The 18,954-nt window shown below is 66.3% G+C and carries 19 protein-coding genes and 4 tRNA genes; 12 read left to right on the top strand and 11 right to left on the bottom strand.

All coding sequences use genetic code 11. From position 1 onward, the window contains the following. Window positions 1-284 precede the first annotated feature (284 nt). The gene (locus AK36_RS24335; protein WP_006476609.1) at window positions 285-539 is read left to right on the top strand and encodes a GlsB/YeaQ/YmgE family stress response membrane protein; all 255 of its coding nucleotides are present in this window, start codon (window positions 285-287) and stop codon (window positions 537-539) included. An 85-nt stretch (window positions 540-624) separates the two neighbouring features. Here the strand turns inward: AK36_RS24335 and AK36_RS24340 are convergent, their stop codons facing one another. From AK36_RS24340 to AK36_RS24355, 4 genes are all read right to left on the bottom strand, one after another. Continuing rightward, window positions 625-1,110 (bottom strand): TlpA family protein disulfide reductase, encoded by a 486-nt coding sequence (locus tag AK36_RS24340; RefSeq protein ID WP_011883757.1) that lies wholly within the window; start codon window positions 1,108-1,110, stop codon window positions 625-627. Further along, window positions 1,107-2,384 carry a sialidase family protein gene (locus tag AK36_RS24345; RefSeq protein WP_045579360.1) on the bottom strand — a complete coding sequence of 426 codons (1,278 nt, stop codon included), beginning with the start codon at window positions 2,382-2,384 and terminating at the stop codon, window positions 1,107-1,109. The genes AK36_RS24340 and AK36_RS24345 overlap by 4 nt, the downstream gene beginning before the upstream one ends. Continuing rightward, window positions 2,372-4,732, bottom strand: a complete 2,361-nt coding sequence (locus tag AK36_RS24350) for a TonB-dependent receptor (RefSeq protein ID WP_045579361.1) — start codon at window positions 4,730-4,732, stop codon at window positions 2,372-2,374. The genes AK36_RS24345 and AK36_RS24350 overlap by 13 nt, the downstream gene beginning before the upstream one ends. 128 nt (window positions 4,733-4,860) lie before the next feature. Next, window positions 4,861-5,250 (bottom strand): DUF2946 domain-containing protein, encoded by a 390-nt coding sequence (locus tag AK36_RS24355; protein ID WP_045579503.1) that lies wholly within the window; start codon window positions 5,248-5,250, stop codon window positions 4,861-4,863. Window positions 5,251-5,449: 199 nt separating this feature from the next. On the opposite strand from AK36_RS24355, the gene AK36_RS34030 reads away from it, so the two are divergent. Beyond that, on the top strand, window positions 5,450-5,596 hold the full coding sequence (locus AK36_RS34030) for a hypothetical protein (protein WP_006476612.1): 147 nt from the start codon (window positions 5,450-5,452) through the stop codon (window positions 5,594-5,596). 223 nt (window positions 5,597-5,819) lie between these two features. Continuing rightward, entirely contained in the window at window positions 5,820-6,413 is a 594-nt protein-coding gene (locus AK36_RS24365; RefSeq protein ID WP_011883744.1) for a chorismate mutase, read from the top strand. Between the two features lie 36 nt (window positions 6,414-6,449). Here the strand turns inward: AK36_RS24365 and AK36_RS24370 are convergent, their stop codons facing one another. Then, window positions 6,450-7,577 (bottom strand): exonuclease domain-containing protein, encoded by a 1,128-nt coding sequence (locus tag AK36_RS24370; RefSeq protein WP_045579362.1) that lies wholly within the window; start codon window positions 7,575-7,577, stop codon window positions 6,450-6,452. A gap of 160 nt (window positions 7,578-7,737) precedes the next feature. Then, window positions 7,738-7,941 carry a cold-shock protein gene (locus AK36_RS24375; RefSeq protein ID WP_011883742.1) on the bottom strand — a complete coding sequence of 68 codons (204 nt, stop codon included), beginning with the start codon at window positions 7,939-7,941 and terminating at the stop codon, window positions 7,738-7,740. Window positions 7,942-8,332: 391 nt separating this feature from the next. On the opposite strand from AK36_RS24375, the gene AK36_RS24380 reads away from it, so the two are divergent. Continuing rightward, window positions 8,333-8,593, top strand: a complete 261-nt coding sequence (locus AK36_RS24380) for a hypothetical protein (RefSeq protein ID WP_045579363.1) — start codon at window positions 8,333-8,335, stop codon at window positions 8,591-8,593. Window positions 8,594-9,113: 520 nt separating this feature from the next. Beyond that, window positions 9,114-10,256, top strand: coding sequence for a porin (locus AK36_RS24385; RefSeq protein ID WP_045579364.1), 1,143 nt, complete (start codon window positions 9,114-9,116; stop codon window positions 10,254-10,256). 99 nt (window positions 10,257-10,355) lie between these two features. Here AK36_RS24385 and greB read toward each other — a convergent pair whose 3' ends face one another. Continuing rightward, entirely contained in the window at window positions 10,356-10,919 is a 564-nt protein-coding gene (gene greB / locus AK36_RS24390) for a transcription elongation factor GreB (protein ID WP_011883732.1), read from the bottom strand. A gap of 130 nt (window positions 10,920-11,049) precedes the next feature. Here greB and AK36_RS24395 point away from each other — a divergent pair. From AK36_RS24395 to AK36_RS24405, 3 genes are all read left to right on the top strand, one after another. Then, window positions 11,050-11,126: transfer RNA gene (locus tag AK36_RS24395), tRNA-Arg, on the top strand. A gap of 65 nt (window positions 11,127-11,191) precedes the next feature. Beyond that, window positions 11,192-11,268 (top strand) — tRNA-Arg (locus AK36_RS24400). Between the two features lie 61 nt (window positions 11,269-11,329). Continuing rightward, window positions 11,330-11,406 (top strand) — tRNA-Arg (locus tag AK36_RS24405). A 128-nt stretch (window positions 11,407-11,534) separates the two neighbouring features. Here AK36_RS24405 and AK36_RS24410 read toward each other — a convergent pair. From AK36_RS24410 to AK36_RS24425, 4 genes are all read right to left on the bottom strand, one after another. Continuing rightward, window positions 11,535-13,901, bottom strand: coding sequence for a RelA/SpoT family protein (locus AK36_RS24410; RefSeq protein ID WP_011883730.1), 2,367 nt, complete (start codon window positions 13,899-13,901; stop codon window positions 11,535-11,537). Between the two features lie 63 nt (window positions 13,902-13,964). Continuing rightward, the gene (rpoZ, locus tag AK36_RS24415) at window positions 13,965-14,168 is read right to left on the bottom strand and encodes a DNA-directed RNA polymerase subunit omega (RefSeq protein ID WP_006025620.1); all 204 of its coding nucleotides are present in this window, start codon (window positions 14,166-14,168) and stop codon (window positions 13,965-13,967) included. 58 nt (window positions 14,169-14,226) lie between these two features. After that, a complete protein-coding gene (gmk, locus tag AK36_RS24420; RefSeq protein ID WP_011883728.1) occupies window positions 14,227-14,910 on the bottom strand; it encodes a guanylate kinase in 684 nt (227 codons plus the stop codon). 70 nt (window positions 14,911-14,980) lie between these two features. Then, on the bottom strand, window positions 14,981-15,904 hold the full coding sequence (locus AK36_RS24425) for a YicC/YloC family endoribonuclease (RefSeq protein ID WP_011883726.1): 924 nt from the start codon (window positions 15,902-15,904) through the stop codon (window positions 14,981-14,983). Window positions 15,905-16,078: 174 nt separating this feature from the next. Here AK36_RS24425 and rph point away from each other — a divergent pair, with 174 nt between their 5' ends. From rph to AK36_RS24445, 4 genes are all read left to right on the top strand, one after another. Beyond that, window positions 16,079-16,819 (top strand): ribonuclease PH, encoded by a 741-nt coding sequence (rph, locus tag AK36_RS24430; RefSeq protein WP_011883725.1) that lies wholly within the window; start codon window positions 16,079-16,081, stop codon window positions 16,817-16,819. Next, on the top strand, window positions 16,812-17,441 hold the full coding sequence (gene rdgB / locus AK36_RS24435; RefSeq protein WP_045579365.1) for an RdgB/HAM1 family non-canonical purine NTP pyrophosphatase: 630 nt from the start codon (window positions 16,812-16,814) through the stop codon (window positions 17,439-17,441). Before rph ends, rdgB begins: the two co-directional genes overlap by 8 nt. 34 nt (window positions 17,442-17,475) lie before the next feature. Next, on the top strand, window positions 17,476-18,690 hold the full coding sequence (gene hemW / locus AK36_RS24440; protein WP_045579366.1) for a radical SAM family heme chaperone HemW: 1,215 nt from the start codon (window positions 17,476-17,478) through the stop codon (window positions 18,688-18,690). 43 nt (window positions 18,691-18,733) lie between these two features. Then, window positions 18,734-18,821 (top strand) — tRNA-Ser (locus AK36_RS24445). Window positions 18,822-18,954 lie beyond the last annotated feature (133 nt).

Below are 18,954 nucleotides of genomic sequence, written 5' to 3' on the forward strand. Positions count from 1 at the left end.
TGATTGCCGCTGCGACACCTTGCCGTGCGCCACGTTGCGGCAGCCGCCGCTCAGCCGGCATCGCTCCCGACACCGCTCTCCTCTCCCACGCACCACGCCCGGTGAGCCGGCGAATCTGCTGGAAAAAGCGTTTAAGCGTGCATAACATTACTTAACGATTCCGACCCGTCTATCGCGTTACATTGCGAAGGCGGCGCGGCGGGTCGCACTGTCGCCTTCAAGCAGCATGCGGCAGAACAGCCGGCGTCCGGTCATTTCGACTCAAACACAAGGAGAGGATCACCATGACTCATGGCTTGATTATGTGGCTCATCATCGGCGCGATCGCCGGCTGGCTCGCCGGCCTGCTGGTCAAGGGCGGCGGGTTCGGGCTGATCGTCGACATCATCGTCGGCATCGTCGGCGCGGTGATCGGCGGCTGGCTTGCCGGGCTGCTCGGCATCAGCATCGGCAGCGGCTTCATCGGCTCGGTGATCGTCGCGGTGATCGGCGCCGTGATCCTGCTGTTCGTGATCCGGCTATTCAGGCGCGCGGCCTGACGATCTTCTCGCGCGCCTTCGGGCGCGTTTTCGTTTCTGGCCCACCGAGACGCGGCGCGCAGCCCTTCGCGCGCCGCCGTCCTCGTCAGCGGCCGTTGCCGTGCCGCAGCCAGCCGTCCAGCACGTCGGACGTCAGCAAGCCGCTGCGCGCGTCGCGCACACCGTCGCGGCCGATCCAGACGGTACGCGGCATTTCTCCTCGCCATCCTGCATCGAGCGCCGCGCGCAGCCGCTCGGGCATCGGCTCTGCGTTCGCGTATTGCGCCACTTGCGGCGGCAGGTTCATTTGCGCGAGCGCGTGGGCGAGCGCGGCAGCGCTGTCGTCGTAAGCATCGAGCGCGACCATCGCGAGCCGCACGTCCGGATGCCGGCGCTGCCACGCCACCAGATGCGCGGCGTTCTCGCGACAGTATCCGCAGTCCAGCGACCAGATCTCGACCGCGAGCGGCCGCTCATGCGCACTCGCGTACAGCTTAGCGACCTCGGCCGCACGCAGCGGCTGCAGCTCGCCGGCCCATGCCGGCACGCTCGCGAGCAGCGCGCCGAGCGCCACGATCCACCCTCGCTTCATTGGACGCCCTCCACCGGAATCAGACGATAGCCGTCGTTACGCGTGCGCCACGACACGTAGATGCGGCCCGCATCGTCGAGCAGCTGCGGGTTGTCGCTCGCGCCGGACGTCGACGCGATGTCGCGCGGCGCCGACCAGTGCTCGCCGCGATCGTCCGAGCGGCGCAGCCTGATGTGCATCGTGTCGCCGTCGAACGCCTTCCACGCGAGCCACACGACGTCGCCGCGCGCGACGAGCGCCGCATGCGACGCCTGTTCGGCCGGCGCCGCCGGATTCGCGCCGAACGCCCACGGCGTGCCGCGCGGCCGCCCGTCTGCGTCGATGCGTGAATAGAACACGTCGGCGCGGCCGTCGACCACGCCGAACCACGCGATGTGGCGCGTGCCGTCCGGCGTGATCGCGAGCGCGGGCCCGTGCTCGGGGCACGCGTCGACCCGCCAGTTCGAGAAGGTCGCGCGCAACGGCACGACCGGCTCCGATGCCGCGATCGGCAGCACCGCGAGCGCGTGATCGCGAATCTGCCCGGGAAGCACGTTGCGCCATACGGCCTCGATGCGGCCGGCCGGATCGACGGCCATCGCGATCCGGCAGCATTCGCAGGTGTGGTCGGTCACCTTGCGCTCCGCTTCGAACGACGCGCCGCCGTCGCGCGACACCGCGTAGTAGACGGCCGCGCCGTCGTACGACTGCCCCGCCGCCTTCGCCGCGACGAGATCGCGCTTGTCGATCCACGCGATCGCGATGTTGCCGGCCGGGTCGACGGCCATCATGTCGAAGCGGTGCGTGATCGCCTGACGGTCGCGATGCACGGTGATCGGCACGCTCCACGTCGCGCCGCCGTCGAGCGAACGCGAGAAGCGCACCATCCCCGTGTAGGGCGCATCGAGCGGCATCGACCACGACACGTACACCGCGCGGCCGTCCGGGCTCGTCGCGAGCTTCGGCCGATTTTCCGCGCTGGTGTAGATCGGCTCGGGCATCGCGTTGACGGTGACCGGCGCGGACAGCGTGCGGCCCGCGTCATCCGAGTGCGCGACGACGACGTGCGCGCCTTCTACCCATGCGACCCACAGCCGGTGCCGCGCATCGAACGCCGCGCCGGTGGCGAGCGGCGGCTTCTGCTGCGCCGGCGCCGGCTGCATGCTCATGTGCGCGGCATGCGGATCGGCCGCCTGCGGTGCGGCGTGCGTATCCCGCAGATCGTGCGCGGCGGCGCACGACAGCGTTGCGAGCCACAACGCGCAAGCTGCCGCGAACGATTTCACAGCGACCATTTCAATTCTCCAAAGAAGGTACGGCCCGGGTACGGATGGAACACGTAGTAGCGGCGGTCGGTCACGTTGTCGATGCCGACCGAGGCGCTCCAGTGACGGTCGAAGCTGTAACGGGCCTTCAGATCGACGATCGTGAAGTTGCTGGTGCCGCCGTACACGTCGGGATTCACGTCGCTGTTGTCGAGCGTGTTGAACTGGCGGCCCGAGTAGCGCACGCCGACGCTTCCCAGCCAGTGTTCGTCGAAGCGGTACGACGCGAGCAGGTTCGCGCGCACGCGCGGGATGCGCGGAAAGCGCGACCCCACGTACGCCGGATTCGCGGCATCGGCCAGGATCTGCGCGTTGCTCGCCGACACGTTCGCGTCGATGTCGAGCCCGCGCAGCCCGACGTTGCGGCCGCTGAATGCGAGCTCGACGCCGCGCACGCGCACGCGGTCGACGTTCGAGATATTGGTGACCGTCGTTGCGCCCGACACCGTCGTCTGGCTGTAGATCGAATCGCGCAGGTCGCTCTGGAACACGCTCGCCCGCACCACGCCGACGCCGACGTCGCGCTCGGCCGTGAAATCCCAGTCGATCGCCTTTTCCGGCCGCAGGCCCGGGTTGTTGTTGACGATCGCGTTGTTCGAGATCGTCCCCTGGAACAGCTCGCCGACCGTCGGAAAGCGCGTGCCCGTCGCGAACGACAGCCGGAAGCGCCACACGTCGGTCGCATCCCATTGCAGCGCGACCTTCGGCGACAGCGCATTCGCGCCGCGGTCGGCGTAGCCGAGCGTGGCGCTCCCGTTGCCGAGCGCGCCGCCGTAGGCGTCCCAGCGCTCGTAGCGCAGGCCGAGCGTCGCGAGCCAGCCGGGCGCGAACCGCCACGCGTCCTGCGCGAACAGCGCCTGCGTGCGCGTATCGCCGCGGTAGACGCTCGCGACCGACGTGCTCGGCCCAGCCAGCCAGTCGGCCGTGTTGTACGTGACGTTGCGCAGGAAATAGTTGTCGTAGTGATAGCCGAACGTGAACGTATGACCGTGCACGTCCGGCGCCTCGGCCTTCAGGTCGAGCGTGCGCCAGCCCGTGCCGTTGCCGTCGAACAGCGTCCCCGCACCGCCCTGCGCGGTCGACGCGGCGCGCAGCACGTCGCGCGACACGTCGTAGGCCGACACCACGCCCGACAGCCTCCAGCCGGAATCGAGCCGGCCGTTCAGCCCGAGCGCGTACAGCCAGTTCTCCTGGTCGCCGCGCTGCGGCGCGAATGCGCTTGGCGCGACGGTCATGTTGCGGCCGCCGATCGACACGTTGCCGCCGTACACCGGATTGCCGGCCGCGTCGCGCAGGAAGGTGGCGCCGTGCTGCCGGTAGTGGTTTTCCCAGTGACCGAGCGTGAGGGTCGCATCGACGTGGTCGGTGAACGCATAGCCCATCCGCACCGTGCCGTTGAGCTGCTCGGTCCGCTCGATGTTCTGCGCGCCGACGATCGTGCGCGGCTTGCCGTTGGGCCCGATGTCGGTGGCCGCGCCGGTCACGGGCACCGCCGCGCCGAGCCGCGGGTTGTACGCGGCATTGGGACTCGCATACTGCATCGGCTGGCCATCGTTCTCCAGCCGGTCGAGCGACAGCGAAAACCAGAACCTGCCGATGCGGTTCGCGATTCTCGCCGTCTGATGGTTGCCGCCGAAGCTGTCCGCGAACCCGTAGCCGTCGCGATAGCGCTGCGTGAAGAACTGCGTCGACACCGACGCCTCGAGCCGGTCGGGCTTGCGCGTCGTCAGCAGCACGGTCGAGCCGATCGCGTTGCCCGGATAGAGCGCGGAAAACGGGCCGTACAGCACGTCGACGCGCGCGATGTCGTCGGGGGCGATCAGCGACCAGCGCGGCGGATACGCGTAGCTCGAGCCGAGCAGGTTCGACAGCAGCAGGCCGTCGGCATAGACGAGCCCGCGCGCACTCTGCAGCTCGTTGAAGTCGCGCCCGGCGAACACGCTGTTGCGGTCGCCGATGTAGCGCTTGCGCACCATCAGGTTGGGCGCGTACTTCAGCGCGTCCTCGGTGCTGGTGTTGGTGTGCGAGTCGATCTGCTCGCGCGTGATCGACTCGACGACGGCCGGCGTGTCGGGATCGACGCTTTGGCGCTGGGCGGTGATGCTGACGGCGCTGAGCGTGTCGCCGGTCGGCGTGGGTGCGGGCGTGGGTACGGCAGCGGACGGCACGCCGTCGGCGGACACGCGCGTCGCGCCGGAGGTCGGATCGGCGGACGCGCCGTCGATCGGGGCCGCTTGCGCGAGCGGCCATACGAAAGCGGTCGCGCACGCGAGCGCGAGCCGTCCGCGCGGCGGGCGCGCGGCGAAGGTGAACGACATGGATCAATTCCTGAAAACGTGACCGAATGCCGCAGCACGCGAGCGCACGCAGCGCGCGCGTGAGGCGTGGCGCGCGGAACGCGCCCGCGGGCGGCACGCGCGCCGTCGAGGCGCGCGGACGATATCAATCAGATCGGGACGTATTCAGGCGGGCCGCGCGGCTGCGCGAGTCGGATAGGCTGCCCGGGACGATCGGGCACGACAGGTGCGACGGCCCGGTAGGCGAACGCGCGCACGAAGCCGGGCAAGACAGGCACGCTAGTGGCGAGCGCGACGTTCGACGCGAAGCCCGGGCAGTACACGCAGTGCGGTACGGCGGCATGGTCGAACGACGCCGCGCCCTGCTCGTCGGCGGACGGTGCGAACACGACGCGGTGGGCGCCGGCCGCACTGCACAGCTCGAGCGGAAGCGCGCCGGAACCGCTCGCCGCGACGCGCGCATAGCCGATGACTGGCGACAGTACGTTCAGTACCAGCGCCAGCCAGACGAGGCCGATCCATCGCGTCTTTCGTGTCATCGCGGTCGAGGAAAAAGTGCGCGCGAAGTATAACAAGCGGACCGATCGTTGCCGATCCTGCGCGGCGCAATAGTCGGCATCGGACAGCGCGCGCCAACGCATGTGCCGTTAATACAACAGAGACAAAAACTAACGATTCGCCTCTGGCATAAATCCGAGCGCGAGGTTGATAATTATTGAACCCGCTGGAGAAACGATCATGGATGAAAGACCAACCCGCATGCCGCCGCCCGAGCAAGTGATGAGCCCGGATCCGGAGCCCGTCGGCGTCGAGTTCCTCGCCGAGTTGCCCGAGCACGTCCGGGCATTCTTCGACGAGCAGCACAAGCTCTACGCGCCGAAGTGATCGCGCGTTCCGTTCCGTAACCGTCGCGTGTCGATCGAGATCGTGCGGTTTCTCGCTGCGTTTCGTGCGCAGATCGCTTTGCACCCGGGCTGCAACGGCCTGACGGTGCCGGTTCGGCGCGTCCGCTGAATATCCGCTGTCGCGTCGCTCCGCCGCGCGGCCGTCTTCGTCTATCCTTCTGGTTTTCCCGCCACGGCCCCTGCGGCCACTTCCGAACGTCCCGATGAAACAAGCCATTCGTGCCAGCCTCGCTGTCGCCACGCTGGGTGTCGCATTCCTTTCGGCGCCGCCCGCGGCGCGCGCAGACGGCGACGACACCGCGCTCACCAATCTCGTCGCCCTTGCGTCGCAGCGGCTCGCGCTTGCCGAGCCGGTCGCGCGCTGGAAATGGGCCAACCACCAGGCGATCGAAGACAAGCCGCGCGAAGCCGCGCTGCTCGCGTCGGTGGAAAAGCGCGCGGTCCAAGCCGGCGTCGACGCGGCGGTCGCCCGCACCTTCTTCGAGGACCAGATCGCCGCCAGCAAGGACGTGCAAAACGCGCTGTTCGCCAACTGGCGCGCGACGCGGCCTCCGGAAGGAACGCCACCCGACCTCGCGACCAGCACGCGCCCGGCGCTCGATCAGCTCACGCAGAAGATGCTGGCCGCGCTCGCGCAAGCCGCGCCGGTGCGCGACGCCCCGGATTGCCAGGCACGGCTCGCGCGCAGCATCGCGAACTGGAAGACGCTTACCCGCTACGATTCGACGCGTACGCAGGCGCTCGGCACCGCGCTGTCCCATGTTTGCTCGGCGGGCGGTGCCAGCGCGATCGGCTGACCGGCCGCCACGATCGCAGGCAGCCGCGCGCGATTCTCAGTCGGCGGCCGCGAGCGCCGCCAGCGGGATCAATTGCAGGCCGCGCGCGAGATAGGTCTGCAACAGACGCTGCGTATGGGGCTCGAACGCGCCGTCCGTGCCGTCCGCCGCGAGCCGCGCGGCGGCGTCGAGCGACTCGGCCACGCCGAGGTAACGCCACGCATCGATCACATGAAACAGGCTGCGCTCGCCGTGCGCCTCGAACGCGACCGCGCCGTCGAACGGCCAGGGCGCATCACCGGCACGTACGGCCGCAGCCGTGGGTCGCCGGTTGTATGCCGGGCGCAGGCGCGCGATCCACTGCGCTTCGGCAAGCATCGCGCCCAGCTCGTTGCCGGTCTCCCGCCACTCGACGCGCCGCACCTGCTGCGCGATCCGCATTTCCTTCGACGAGCGCCGCTCGCCGGTCAGCAGCGCACGCAAGCGCTGCCGGACACGCACGCTGCGGCCGACGTACAGCGCTTCGTCGCCCTCGCCGAACAGCGCATAGGCGCCGCATCCGGCCGGCGCGGTATCGAGCCATGCTTCGGTCAAGTCGCCGCCCAGACGGAAGTGGCGCGTCGTACGTGCGATCTGGTCGCGCAAGCGCTCGAGCGGCACGAGCGTGTGTAATTGCCGCCAGAACTGCCAAATCAGGTCCGCATCCGCGAGCGCGCGGTGGCGCGCGGCGGGGACCAGCCCATACCGCTCGATCAGCGCATCGAGGCCATGCCGCGACTCGCGCGGAAACAGCGCGCGCGACAGCTTCACCGTGCATAGCACGTCGGGGTTGAATGCGAGGCCGGCGCGCTCGAATTCTGCGCGCAGAAAACCACGGTCGAAGCTCGCGTTGTGCGCGACGAACAGCTTGCCGTCCAAACGCTCGAACAGCGCCGGCGCGAGCGACGCAAACGACGGCGCGTCGCGCACCATGTCGTCCGAAATACCGGTCAGCTGTTGGATGAACGGCGGGATCGGCTGCCCGGGATTGACCAGCGTCGTCCATGTGGACATGTGGCCCGGACCGATTTCGACTACCCCGATTTCGGTAATGCGATGTTCGGCGGGCGATCCACCAGTGGTTTCGAGGTCGACGAAGACGAGCGGCTGTTCGCTGGCAGGATCGGACGGATAAAGGTCGGACATGAAGAGACGGGAGAAACGATGCTTCCGCGAGTATGCACCGGCGCGGGTGTCGCGGGCCAGTGCAACCGAAATCGATCCGCCCGTCGACCGTTTTCGCGGCCGGAAAAGCAAAAAGCCCCCGCTATGCGGGGGCCGGACGTGATCGGTACTACGCGGCGCGTCAGGCTGCCTGGATATTCGCTGCCTGCTTGCCCTTCGGGCCGACCTTCACCTCGAACGAAACGCGCTGGTTTTCCTTCAACGTCTTGAAGCCTTCCATCCGGATTTCGGAGAAGTGCGCAAACAAATCTTCGCCGCCATTGTCGGATGTAATAAAGCCAAAACCTTTAGCATCGTTAAACCATTTTACGATACCGGTATCCATACCTTCGTTCCCCACTCGTTTAGATCAAAAAAGCTACCATTTATAGCCGCTTCCCGAACACCCGTAACAGCGTGCCGATTCTCAATGGGCGCTGCGTCCGGGGACGGAGTGCTCACTTTATAAATTGGACGATCCAGGCGCGTCAAGCGAATTTTTAACGCCCTCTTTATCAAAATCACATCAATGCCATTGGAATGGGCACACACTCGTCTTCTATTAACTAATTCGCGCCAAAACCCTGTCAATATTACCGGGCATGGATCACCGTTAATCGAAGTGATGAAAAACATACCGGGGTCGAATCATGCCGGTAAAATCCTCGGGGTTTTTTCCGGTTGCGCAAGCCGCGCCACGTTGCGATGCTGGAGTCACGCAATTGGAGGAGAAGGTCATGTGGCTGGACGGAATCAAGCGCTTCGCGAGCCGACTCGCACGCGCACGCCGCAAGTCCCGCGCGCTGGCCGAGTCCCGTGAAGCGCCGTGTGACACCGAGTTCGATCCGACCTGGCACGGCGACCATTGGCAAAACCTGTTGGCGTCGCCGCTGGATGCCCGTCACTACGTGATGGAAGACTGGACCTATACGCCGCCGCAGGCGCAAACCAAAGACGCGGAACCGGCTGCGAGACGCAAGCGACGCTCGTACTCGTAGCGGCGCGGGAGAAGCCGCGGGGAAGGACAGGAACGACGGGCAAAAAAAAGCGCGACTGGGAAGTCGCGCCGACAAAGGTTTGGAGATCTTTTCCGTCAACGAAAAAGTCTGCTTCGGAAAGCAGAGACTGCAGTATAACGAGATTACATCCTTTCATTATCCATGCTCCGCACAAACCTCTATTGCCGATGTGTCAATAATCGGATTGTTTGCGCGGAGGCGTTGGCAGTGTCGCGACGGCGCAACGTCAGTACGCACTGCTGACGACTGCAATCGTATGTTGCGCCGCCGCAATGCCCGGATAATCGGGGCACTCCGCCCGCGCGACGATTCTTGCGCCATCCTAAATACAGTATTGCGGCACGCGCTTCTCTACCGGAGCCACGGCGCTTCATACACTACAAAACGGATTGGTGACTGAGCGGCCGCTGCCCCGCATGTCACGCGTGTACAGCTCGATGGCGATGCACGCGACAGCCCGCTGCGGCTTCGATCGACAACAATCGTTTGGAGACAGATCATGAAAAAGACGCTGATCGTTGCCGCATTGGCCGGCATTCCGGCGATCGCCGCCCATGCGCAAAGCAGTGTCACGCTATACGGGCTGATCGACGCCGGCATCACCTACACGAACAACCAGGGCGGCCACAGCGCGTGGCAGGAAACGAGCGGCTCGATCAACGGCAGCCGCTGGGGGCTGCGCGGTACCGAGGATCTCGGCGGCGGCCTGAAAGCAATCTTCACGCTGGAGAACGGCTTCGGCATCAACAATGGCACGCTGAAGCAGAACGGCCGCGAGTTCGGCCGGCAGGCATTCGTCGGGCTCGCGCATGACGGCTTCGGCTCGCTCACGCTCGGCCGCCAATACGACAGCGTCGTCGATTACCTGGGGCCGCTGTCGCTCACGGGCACGCAGTACGGCGGCACCGAGTTCGCGCACCCGTTCGACAACGACAACCTGAACAACTCGTTCCGGATCAACAACGCCATCAAATACCAGAGCGTGAACTACGGCGGCCTGAAATTCGGCGCGCTGTACGGCTTCTCGAACGCCACGAATTTCGCGAACAATCGCGCATACAGCGTCGGCGCGTCATACAGCTACCTCGGCTTCAACGTCGCGGCCGCTTACATGCAGCTGAACAACAACGTCAACGCGCCGGCGTTCGCAGCGAGCGACCCGGGCGCCGTGGCCGGCGACTGGACCTTCGCGGCCGGCCGCCAGCGTACCTGGGGCGCCGGCCTGAACTACGGCTTCGGCCCGGCGACCGCCGGCTTCGTGTTCACGCAGACCCGCCTCACCGATTCGGCCGGCATCAGCGCCGGACAGTCGGGCGTGTCGCGCGGCATCGCGCTCACGGGCGGCACGCGCTTCAACAACTATGAGGTGAACGGCCGCTATGCGCTGACGCCGGCATTCTCGCTGGCCGGCTCGTACACCTACACCGATGCCCGCCTCGACGGCCAGTCGCCCAGCTGGCACCAGTTCAACCTGCAAGCCGACTATGCGCTGTCGAAGCGCACCGACCTGTATCTGCAAGGGGAATACCAGCGCGTCAACGCGGACGGCTTGGCGATCGGCGCGAACATCAACGGGCTCGGCAGCGCGTCGTCGACGAACAAGCAAATCGCCGTCACCGCGGGTATGCGCCACCGCTTCTGAACCATTGCTGCGGCGATCGCGCCGCCGTCATGGGGGCTGGCCGTGCGGGCGCCGCGGACGTCGATACGCACCGCTGCGACGCCGCACGCCGCTACGCGCTCATGCGTCGTCCCGCGCCGGATAGCGCACGTCGAGCACGTCGATCGGTTGCGGGCCGGCCGGCGTCATCAACGTGACGGTATCGCCGATCTTCGCCTTGATCAGCGCCCGTGCAATCGGCGAGATCCAGCTGACGCAGCCGCGGTCGAGGTCCACCTCGTCGATCCCGACGATCGTCACGGTGTGGTCCTCGCCGTCCGGCGTCGCGTAATCGACGGTCGCGCCGAAGAACACCTGGTCGACGTTCTCCTGCCGGCTCGCGTCGACGACTTCGGCGAGATCGAGCCGCTTCGTCAGGAAGCGGATCCGGCGGTCGATTTCGCGCAGCCGCCGCTTGCCGTAGATGTAATCGCCGTTCTCGGACCGGTCGCCGTTCGACGCGGCCCACGACACGAGGCGCACGACCTCCGGACGCTCGACGTCGATCAGGTTCAGCAACTCGTCCCTGAGCCGCTTGTGGCCGGCCGGCGTGATGTAGTTCTTGGTGCCCGCCGGGATCGCCGGCTGACCGGGGTCGAGATCGTCGTCGTCGCCTTCCGATTCTTTGACAAACGCCTTGTTCATGATGCTGATTCGATACGTGAATGACTGATGCCCCAAGGGTACACGAACGCGGGCATGCAAGATCAGGCGACATTTTTTGCGGATAAGGCTTCCCTTTTTATACAACCCTGCTATACTTCCGCTTCTGCGTGCGGCTGTAGCTCAGTTGGATAGAGTACTTGGCTACGAACCAAGGGGTCGTGGGTTCGAATCCTGCCAGCCGCGCCACCTTTTCGAGGGCCTTCCAAACCGAAGGCCCTTTCAGTTCGAAGCAGTAGTGTTTGTTGTTGCGTGCGGCTGTAGCTCAGTTGGATAGAGTACTTGGCTACGAACCAAGGGGTCGTGGGTTCGAATCCTGCCAGCCGCGCCACTTTTTTGGGGGCCTTCCCATCGCAGAAGGTTCCGACAGTTGAAGCAGTACCGTCTTGCGTGCGGCTGTAGCTCAGTTGGATAGAGTACTTGGCTACGAACCAAGGGGTCGTGGGTTCGAATCCTGCCAGCCGCGCCACCTCAGAAGGGCCTTCCTCCGGGAAGGCCCTTTTTTCTTTTCCGCTCCCTTCTTCGGCTTCCCTTCCGTCGCCCCAAAGAAAACGGCGGCCCGTGGCCGCCGTCTCGACTCGCCGCAACCGTGCAGCGTCAGTAATCCTGGCGCTCGCGCTCGATCCGCATGCCGCCGTCGTGACGCGCATGCGCGCCGTCCTCGGTCGAGCGTTCGCGCATGATCCGCATCACGTCGGGATTGGTGCGCACGCGGCGCATCACGTTCGCGAGATGCAGGCGGTCGCTGACCTGGATGACGAAGCGCAGCACCGTCGACTCGTGCGTCAGATCTTCGTCCATCGCGATATGCACGATGTTCGCGTCGGCCGACGTGATGTCCGCCGCAACGCGCGCGAAGATGCCCTTCGTGTTCTTGACCAGCGCCTTCACCGCGACGTCGAACAGCCTGCCCGGCTGCGGCGCCCATTCGACGTCGATCCAGCGCCCCGGATCGCGCCGGTGGATGCGCTGCGCGACACGGCAATCGGTCGTATGAATCGCCATCCCGAGGCCGATGCCGATATAGCCCATGATCGCATCGCCCGGAATCGGCCGGCAGCATGCCGACAGCTGCACCGACATGCCTTCGGTGCCGGTGATCACGACCGGCGGCGCATGGTGCGCGGGATGGCGCTCGGACTTCGGCAGATCGTCGTCCGCGTCGCGGCCGCTCATCAGCACTTCGATGCGCTTGGCCATCACGGCCGCCACCCGCCGGCCGAGGCCGATGTCCGCGAAGATTTCCTGGCGACTCTTGTTGCCGGTCCACTGGACGAGCTTGTCCCACACCTCCGGCGTCACGTCGGCGAGCGCGAACCCATAACCCTTCAGGCTCTGGTCGACGAGCCGCTCGCCGAGTTGCACCGACTCGTTCAGGCGCATCGTCTTCAGATAGTGACGAATCGCCGAACGTGCCTTGCCGGTGCGCACGAAGCCGAGCCACGCGGGGTTCGGCTTCGAATACGGCGCCGTGATCACCTCGACGATATCGCCGCTCTTGAGCTCGGTGCGCAGCGGCAGCAATTCGTTGTTGATCTTCACGGCCACGCACTGGTTGCCGAGATCGCTGTGGATCGAATACGCGAAGTCGAGCGCCGTCGCGCCGCGCGGCAGCGCCATGATCTTCGACTTCGGCGTGAACACGTAGACGGCGTCCGGGAACAGGTCGATCTTCACGTGCTCGAGGAACTCGCTCGAATCGCCCGCTTCGCTCTGGATGTCGAGCAGCGACTTCAGCCACTGGTGCGCGCGCTTCTGCACGTCGTTCAGATCGGCGCCGCCGTTCTTGTACAGCCAGTGGGCGGCCACGCCGGCCTCGGCGATCTCGTGCATCTTGCGCGTGCGCACCTGGAACTCGATCGGCGCGCCGAACGGGCCGACGAGCGTCGTGTGCAGCGACTGATAGCCGTTGATCTTCGGGATCGCGATGTAGTCCTTGAACTTGCCGGGCACCGGCTTGTACAGCGCATGCAGTGCGCCGATGCACGTGTAGCAGTCGAGCGGGTTGTCGACGACGACGCGAAAGCCGTACACGTCGAGCACCTGCGAGAACGACAGCTGCTTGTCGCGCATCTTGCGGTAGATGCTGTAGATGGTCTTTTCGCGGCCGGTGATTTCCGCGTCGATCTTCGCGTCGGTCATCGCACGCTGCGCGGCCTCGAGGATCTTGCTGATCACCTCGCGACGATTGCCGCGCGCGGCCTTCACGGCCTTCTCGAGCGTCGCGTAGCGATGCGGGTTGAAGTTCGCGAAGCTCATGTCCTGCAGCTCGCGATACGTGTTGTTCAACCCGAGGCGGTGCGCGATCGGTGCGTAGATGTCGAGCGTCTCGCGCGCGACGCGGCGGCGCTTTTCCATCGGCACCGCGCCGAGCGTGCGCATGTTGTGCAGCCGATCGGCGAGCTTGACGAGGATGACGCGCACGTCGCGCGCCATCGCGAGCAGCATCTTGCGGAAGTTTTCCGCCTGCGCTTCCTCGCGGCTGCGGAATTCCATCTTGTCGAGCTTCGACAAGCCATCGACCAGTTCCGCGACCTTCGGGCCGAACCGTTCGGCCAGCTCGCTCTTGGTCACGCCCTGGTCTTCCATCACGTCGTGCAGCAGCGCGGCCATCACGGCTTGCGCGTCGAGCTTCCAGCCGGCGCAGATTTCCGCGACGGCGACCGGATGAGTGATGTAGGGTTCGCCGCTCTGGCGATATTGACCGAGGTGGGCTTCGTCGCTGAAGTGGAACGCCGCCTTGACCTCTTTGATTTCGTCCGGACCGAGATACTCGGCAAGCGCGGTCGTCAGATTCGCGATCGAAACGACGCCGTGCTTGCGAGGCTGCTCCGGTGTGGCGGTCGGCCCGAACAGATGCCGGAAGGATTGTTCGAGGACCGCGTCGATGTACTGGCGCGCAGGCGACTGGGCCGTGACTTCGGTGGTCGAATCCGCGGAGGCGGACGATGGGGTGGTGCTCATATTCGCCTCCAGGTCGAGTCGTTGCGCGCGTGCACTACATGGCTGGAACGGGCCGGATGCGCGTTACACCGGCACCTTCTTCAGCATCTCGACGCCGACCTGACCGGCAGCGATTTCGCGCAGCGCGACGACCGTCGGCTTGTCGCGGCTTTCGATCTTCGGCGTATGGCCTTGCGCGAGCTGCCGCGCGCGGTAGGTGGCGGCGAGCGCCAGTTCGAAGCGGTTGGGGATTTGCTTCAGGCAGTCTTCGACGGTAATGCGAGCCATGTTGGAAATTCCTTCTGAATATAGTCGTTATTCTACCTTATGTCCCTCTACCCTCGCGTCATTCCGCGTGGGGCAGATGGATGCCGAGTTCGATGAACAGCTCCGCATGTCGCGCGTACTGCGAACCAAAACGCAGGCGCGTCGCCGCGACGATGCACTCCAGTTCCGCGAGCGCACGATCGAAATTCTCGTTGATCACCACGTATTCCGCTTCGGACGCGTGCGCCATCTCGCTGCCGGCCGCGAGCAGGCGGCGCGTGATGACGTTCGGCTCGTCCTGGCCGCGCTTCTTCAGACGCTCCTCGAGCGCATCGAGCGACGGCGGCAGGATGAAGATGCCGACCGCGTTGTGAAACTGCCGCTTCACCTGCTGCGCGCCCTGCCAGTCGATCTCGAGCAGCACGTCGTGGCCGCTCGCCATCTGCTCCTCGATCCACACGCGCGACGTGCCGTAGTAGTTGCCGTGCACTTCCGCGCTTTCGAGGAATTCGTGCGCGGCGTGACGCGCGCGGAAATCCTCGACGGTGGTGAAGTGATAGTGCTGGCCGTCCTGCTCGCCCGGGCGCGGCTTGCGCGTCGTGTACGAAATCGACAGGCAGATGTCGCTGTCCTTCGACAGCAGCGCGTTCACGAGCGTCGACTTGCCGGCGCCCGACGGCGCGATGACCATGAACAGGTTGCCGGGATAGACGCCGCCGTGCAGCGCATGCGACGCGTGGCCGTCGCGATGGGAATCGGTCATGACAGCCTCCGCCGGGCCGCCCCCTCGGGGGGCAGCGAACGTAGTGAGCATGGGGATCGTTTCATCTCTGTTACTCCAGGTTTTGCACTTGCTCACGCATCTGCTCGATCAACAGCTTGAGCGCCATCGATGCGTCGGCGAGCTCCTTCGCCGCCGCCTTCGAGCCGAGCGTGTTCGCTTCGCGATTCAGTTCCTGCATCATGAAGTCGAGACGCTTGCCGACGCGGCCGCCCTTCTCGATCACATGACGCGTTTCGTTCAGGTGCGCGGTGAGGCGCGACAGCTCTTCCGCGATGTCGATGCGGATGCCGTACATCGTCACTTCCTGACGAATGCGCTCCGCCGCTTCCTCGCGCGTGACGATCGTCGCGCTGCCTTCCGGCGCCGCGAGGCCAAGCGCTTCCTGCAGCCGCTCGACGATCTTCTGCTGATGTTTCGCGATCAGCTCCGGCACGAGCGGCGTGATGCGCGCGACGATCGCCTCCATTTCGGTGACGTTCGACAGCAGCATCGTCGCAAGTTGCGCGCCTTCGCGCGAGCGCACCACGACCAGCTCGCCGATCGCTTCCTTGCCGCACGCGAGCACCGCGTCGCGGATCGCGTCCGCCGACACGCCGCTCTCGGCCAGCACGCCGGGCCAGCGCAGGACTTCACCGGCGCGCAGGCGGCCGACGCCCGGGAACGCATCGAGCACGGAGCGCTCGAGCTCGGCGAGCTGGCCGAGCGCCGTCTGGTTCAGCGCGCCCGCGCCGATGCTCTGCTCGCCGCGCTGCAGGTTGATACGGACGTCGACCTTGCCGCGCGACAGCTTGTTCATCAGCATTTCGCGCAGCGCCGGCTCGCATGCGCGCACGTCGTCGGGCATCCGGAAATTGAGGTCGAGGAAACGCGAGTTCACGGTGCGCAGTTCGACCGACACGCTCGCGCCGCCGTTGCCGGCAGCCGTCGCGAGTTCGCGCGTCGCGCTCGCATAGCCCGTCATGCTGTAGATCATGGTTCGTCTCGCCGTGGGTGTGCCCGGATCGGGCGGGAATAAGTCGAGGCGCCCGGCGCATTGCAAGGCGCGGGGCGGGAAGCGCGCATTATCCCATTTTTGCGCGCGACCCCGCCGGGCAAGGCCGCCGTTCGGCGCTAAAATCGGGGTTTCCTCTTCCGTGCCCGATTCCCGATGACGTCATCCCTGTCCCGCCCGAGCGGCCGTCGCGCCGACGAACTGCGCAAGGTCGCCCTCACGCGCCACTACACGAAACACGCCGAAGGCTCGGTGCTCGTCGAATTCGGCGATACCAAGGTGATCTGCACGGCAAGCGTCGTGGAACGCGTGCCCGAATTCCTGCGCGAGCGCGGCCAGGGCTGGCTGACCGCCGAATACGGGATGCTGCCGCGCGCGACGCACACACGCAGCGATCGCGAAGCGGCGCGCGGCAAGCAGACGGGCCGCACGCAGGAGATTCAGCGCCTGATCGGCCGCGCGCTGCGCGCGGTGTTCGATCTGGAAGCGCTCGGCCCGCGCACCATCAACATCGACTGCGACGTGATCCAGGCCGACGGCGGCACGCGCACGGCGAGCATCACCGGCGCGTTCGTCGCCGCGCACGACGCCGTGTCGAAGCTGATCGCGGCCGGCAAGCTCGCGCGCTCGCCGATCACCGATCACGTCGCGGCGATCTCGGTCGGCGTGTACGAAGGCGCGCCCGTGCTCGACCTCGACTACGCGGAAGACTCGCGCTGCGACACCGACATGAACGTCGTGATGACGGGCGCCGGCGGCTTCGTCGAAGTCCAGGGCACCGCCGAAGGCGTGCCGTTCTCGCGCGCCGAAATGAACGCGCTGCTCGACCTCGCGCAAGCCGGCATCGGCCGGCTCGTGCAGCTGCAGAAGGACGTTCTGGGCGCCGACCATGTCTGACGATCGCACTGCCGCGCCGCTGTCGCGCATCGTGCTCGCGTCGAACAACGCCGGCAAGCTGCGCGAATTCGCGGCGCTGTTCTCGACGGTCGGCATCGAGATCGTCCCGCAGGGCGAACTGGCCGTGCCCGAGGCCGACGAGCCGTTCGGCACGTTCATCGAGAATGCGCTGACCAAGGCGCGCCATGCGGCGCGCCTCACCGGCCTGCCGGCGATCGCCGACGATTCCGGCCTGTGCGTGCGCGCGCTGCGCGGCGCGCCGGGCGTCTATTCGGCGCGCTATGCGCAGCGTGCCGGCGGCGCTCGCGGCGACGCGGCGAACAACGCGCATCTGGTCGAGCAGCTGCGCGGCGTCGACGACCGCCGCGCCTACTATTGCTGCGTGCTCGCGCTGGTGCGTCATCCGGACGATCCCGAGCCGCTGTTCGCCGAAGGGCGCTGGCTCGGCGAGATCGTCGACACCCCGCGCGGCGAGCACGGCTTCGGCTACGACCCGTATTTCTACGTGCCGGCGCTCGGCGCCACGGCCGCCGAGCTCGAGCCGTCCGTGAAGAACACGCACAGCCATCGAGCGCTTGCGCTCGACGCGCTGCTCGCGCGGCTCGCAGAGGAAACCGCATGATCGTCTACGTCACGCCTTCGCAACCGGAGGCCGCATGAGCCAGGCGGCGCAAACCGGCGCACGCGTCGTCGCAACGTTCACGTCGCCCGGGCAGGTGCGGCTCACGTCGCTACCGCCGCTCGCGCTGTACGTGCATTTTCCGTGGTGCGTGCGCAAGTGCCCGTACTGCGATTTCAATTCGCACGAATGGAAAGGCGAGCGCTTCCCGGAAACCGAGTATCTCGACGCGCTGCGCGCCGATCTCGAGCAGGCGCTGCCGCTCGTGTGGGGCCGCCAGGTGCATACGGTGTTCATCGGCGGCGGCACGCCGAGCCTGCTGTCGGCGGCCGGCCTCGACCGGCTGCTGTCCGACGTGCGCGCGCTGCTGCCGCTCGACGCGGATGCCGAGATCACGCTCGAGGCGAACCCCGGCACGTTCGAAGCGGCGAAGTTCGCGCAGTTTCGCGCGAGCGGCGTGAACCGCCTGTCGGTCGGCATCCAGAGCTTCAACGAAGGTCATCTGAAGGCGCTCGGCCGCATTCACGACACGGCGCAGGCGCGCGCGGCCGTCGAGATCGCCGCGCAGACCTTCGACAACTTCAACCTCGACCTGATGTTCGCGCTGCCCAACCAGACGCTCGCCGAATGCCGCGCCGACATCGAGACGGCGCTGTCGTATGCGCCACCGCATCTGTCGCTCTATCACCTGACGCTCGAGCCGAACACGCTGTTCGCGAAGTTCCCGCCGGTCGTGCCGGACGACGACGCGTCGGCCGACATGCAGGAATGGATCCACGAGCGCACGGCCGAGGCCGGCTACGGCCGCTACGAGGTGTCCGCGTATGCGAAGCCGAATCATCAGTGCAAGCACAACCTGAATTACTGGCGCTTCGGCGACTATCTCGGAATCGGCGCGGGCGCCCACACGAAGCTGTCGTTCCCGAACCGGATCCTGCGCCAGGCGCGCTACAAGCATCCGGCCACCTTCATCGAACAGGCGATGGCCGGCACGCCGGTGCAGGAAGAACGCGAAGTGGGCGCGCGCGACCTGCCGTTCGAGTTCATGCTGAACACGCTGCGGCTCGTGGAGGGCTTTCCGGTGCACAGCTTCGCCGAACGCACCGGCCTGCCGATGGGCACGATCGAGCCGGCGCTGAACGAAGCGGAACGCCGTGGGCTCATCACGCGCGACTTCACGCAGATCGCGCCGACGCCGCTCGGCCAGCGCTTTCTCAACGACCTGCAGGAATTGTTCCTGCGCGACGATTGACGCGGAACGACGCGGCATTTCGGTTACAATGCACGCCTCGCGTGGAAGCGTGGCCGAGCGGTTTAAGGCACCGGTCTTGAAAACCGGCGACGGGAAACTGTCCGTGAGTTCGAATCTCACCGCTTCCGCCAGGAAATTCGCCAAACCCCGTCCATTCATCGAATGACGGGGTTTTTGTTTGTGTCCGCGGCGTTTGCACGCGCAGCGCCGCAACGCGCCGACGCGCGCCGCCGGATGCCGTTACAATCCGGCGCTCCGAATCGC

Origin of the sequence: Burkholderia vietnamiensis LMG 10929 (genome assembly GCF_000959445.1) — a bacterium.
GTDB classification, from domain to species: domain Bacteria; phylum Pseudomonadota; class Gammaproteobacteria; order Burkholderiales; family Burkholderiaceae; genus Burkholderia; species Burkholderia vietnamiensis.

Coding starts and splice junctions, on each gene's coding strand:
- greB (WP_011883732.1), bottom strand. CDS start 10,919: ATGAACAAGGCGTTTGTCAAAGAATCGGAAGGCGACGACGACGATCTC.
- AK36_RS24345 (WP_045579360.1), bottom strand. CDS start 2,384: ATGGTCGCTGTGAAATCGTTCGCGGCAGCTTGCGCGTTGTGGCTCGCA.
- AK36_RS24425 (WP_011883726.1), bottom strand. CDS start 15,904: ATGATCTACAGCATGACGGGCTATGCGAGCGCGACGCGCGAACTCGCG.
- rph (WP_011883725.1), top strand. CDS start 16,079: ATGACGTCATCCCTGTCCCGCCCGAGCGGCCGTCGCGCCGACGAACTG.
- AK36_RS24350 (WP_045579361.1), bottom strand. CDS start 4,732: ATGTCGTTCACCTTCGCCGCGCGCCCGCCGCGCGGACGGCTCGCGCTC.
- AK36_RS24365 (WP_011883744.1), top strand. CDS start 5,820: ATGAAACAAGCCATTCGTGCCAGCCTCGCTGTCGCCACGCTGGGTGTC.
- AK36_RS24385 (WP_045579364.1), top strand. CDS start 9,114: ATGAAAAAGACGCTGATCGTTGCCGCATTGGCCGGCATTCCGGCGATC.
- rdgB (WP_045579365.1), top strand. CDS start 16,812: ATGTCTGACGATCGCACTGCCGCGCCGCTGTCGCGCATCGTGCTCGCG.
- AK36_RS24370 (WP_045579362.1), bottom strand. CDS start 7,577: ATGTCCGACCTTTATCCGTCCGATCCTGCCAGCGAACAGCCGCTCGTC.
- hemW (WP_045579366.1), top strand. CDS start 17,476: ATGAGCCAGGCGGCGCAAACCGGCGCACGCGTCGTCGCAACGTTCACG.
- gmk (WP_011883728.1), bottom strand. CDS start 14,910: ATGACCGATTCCCATCGCGACGGCCACGCGTCGCATGCGCTGCACGGC.
- AK36_RS24340 (WP_011883757.1), bottom strand. CDS start 1,110: ATGAAGCGAGGGTGGATCGTGGCGCTCGGCGCGCTGCTCGCGAGCGTG.
- AK36_RS24410 (WP_011883730.1), bottom strand. CDS start 13,901: ATGAGCACCACCCCATCGTCCGCCTCCGCGGATTCGACCACCGAAGTC.
- AK36_RS24335 (WP_006476609.1), top strand. CDS start 285: ATGACTCATGGCTTGATTATGTGGCTCATCATCGGCGCGATCGCCGGC.
- AK36_RS24355 (WP_045579503.1), bottom strand. CDS start 5,250: ATGACACGAAAGACGCGATGGATCGGCCTCGTCTGGCTGGCGCTGGTA.
- AK36_RS34030 (WP_006476612.1), top strand. CDS start 5,450: ATGGATGAAAGACCAACCCGCATGCCGCCGCCCGAGCAAGTGATGAGC.
- AK36_RS24375 (WP_011883742.1), bottom strand. CDS start 7,941: ATGGATACCGGTATCGTAAAATGGTTTAACGATGCTAAAGGTTTTGGC.
- rpoZ (WP_006025620.1), bottom strand. CDS start 14,168: ATGGCTCGCATTACCGTCGAAGACTGCCTGAAGCAAATCCCCAACCGC.
- AK36_RS24380 (WP_045579363.1), top strand. CDS start 8,333: ATGTGGCTGGACGGAATCAAGCGCTTCGCGAGCCGACTCGCACGCGCA.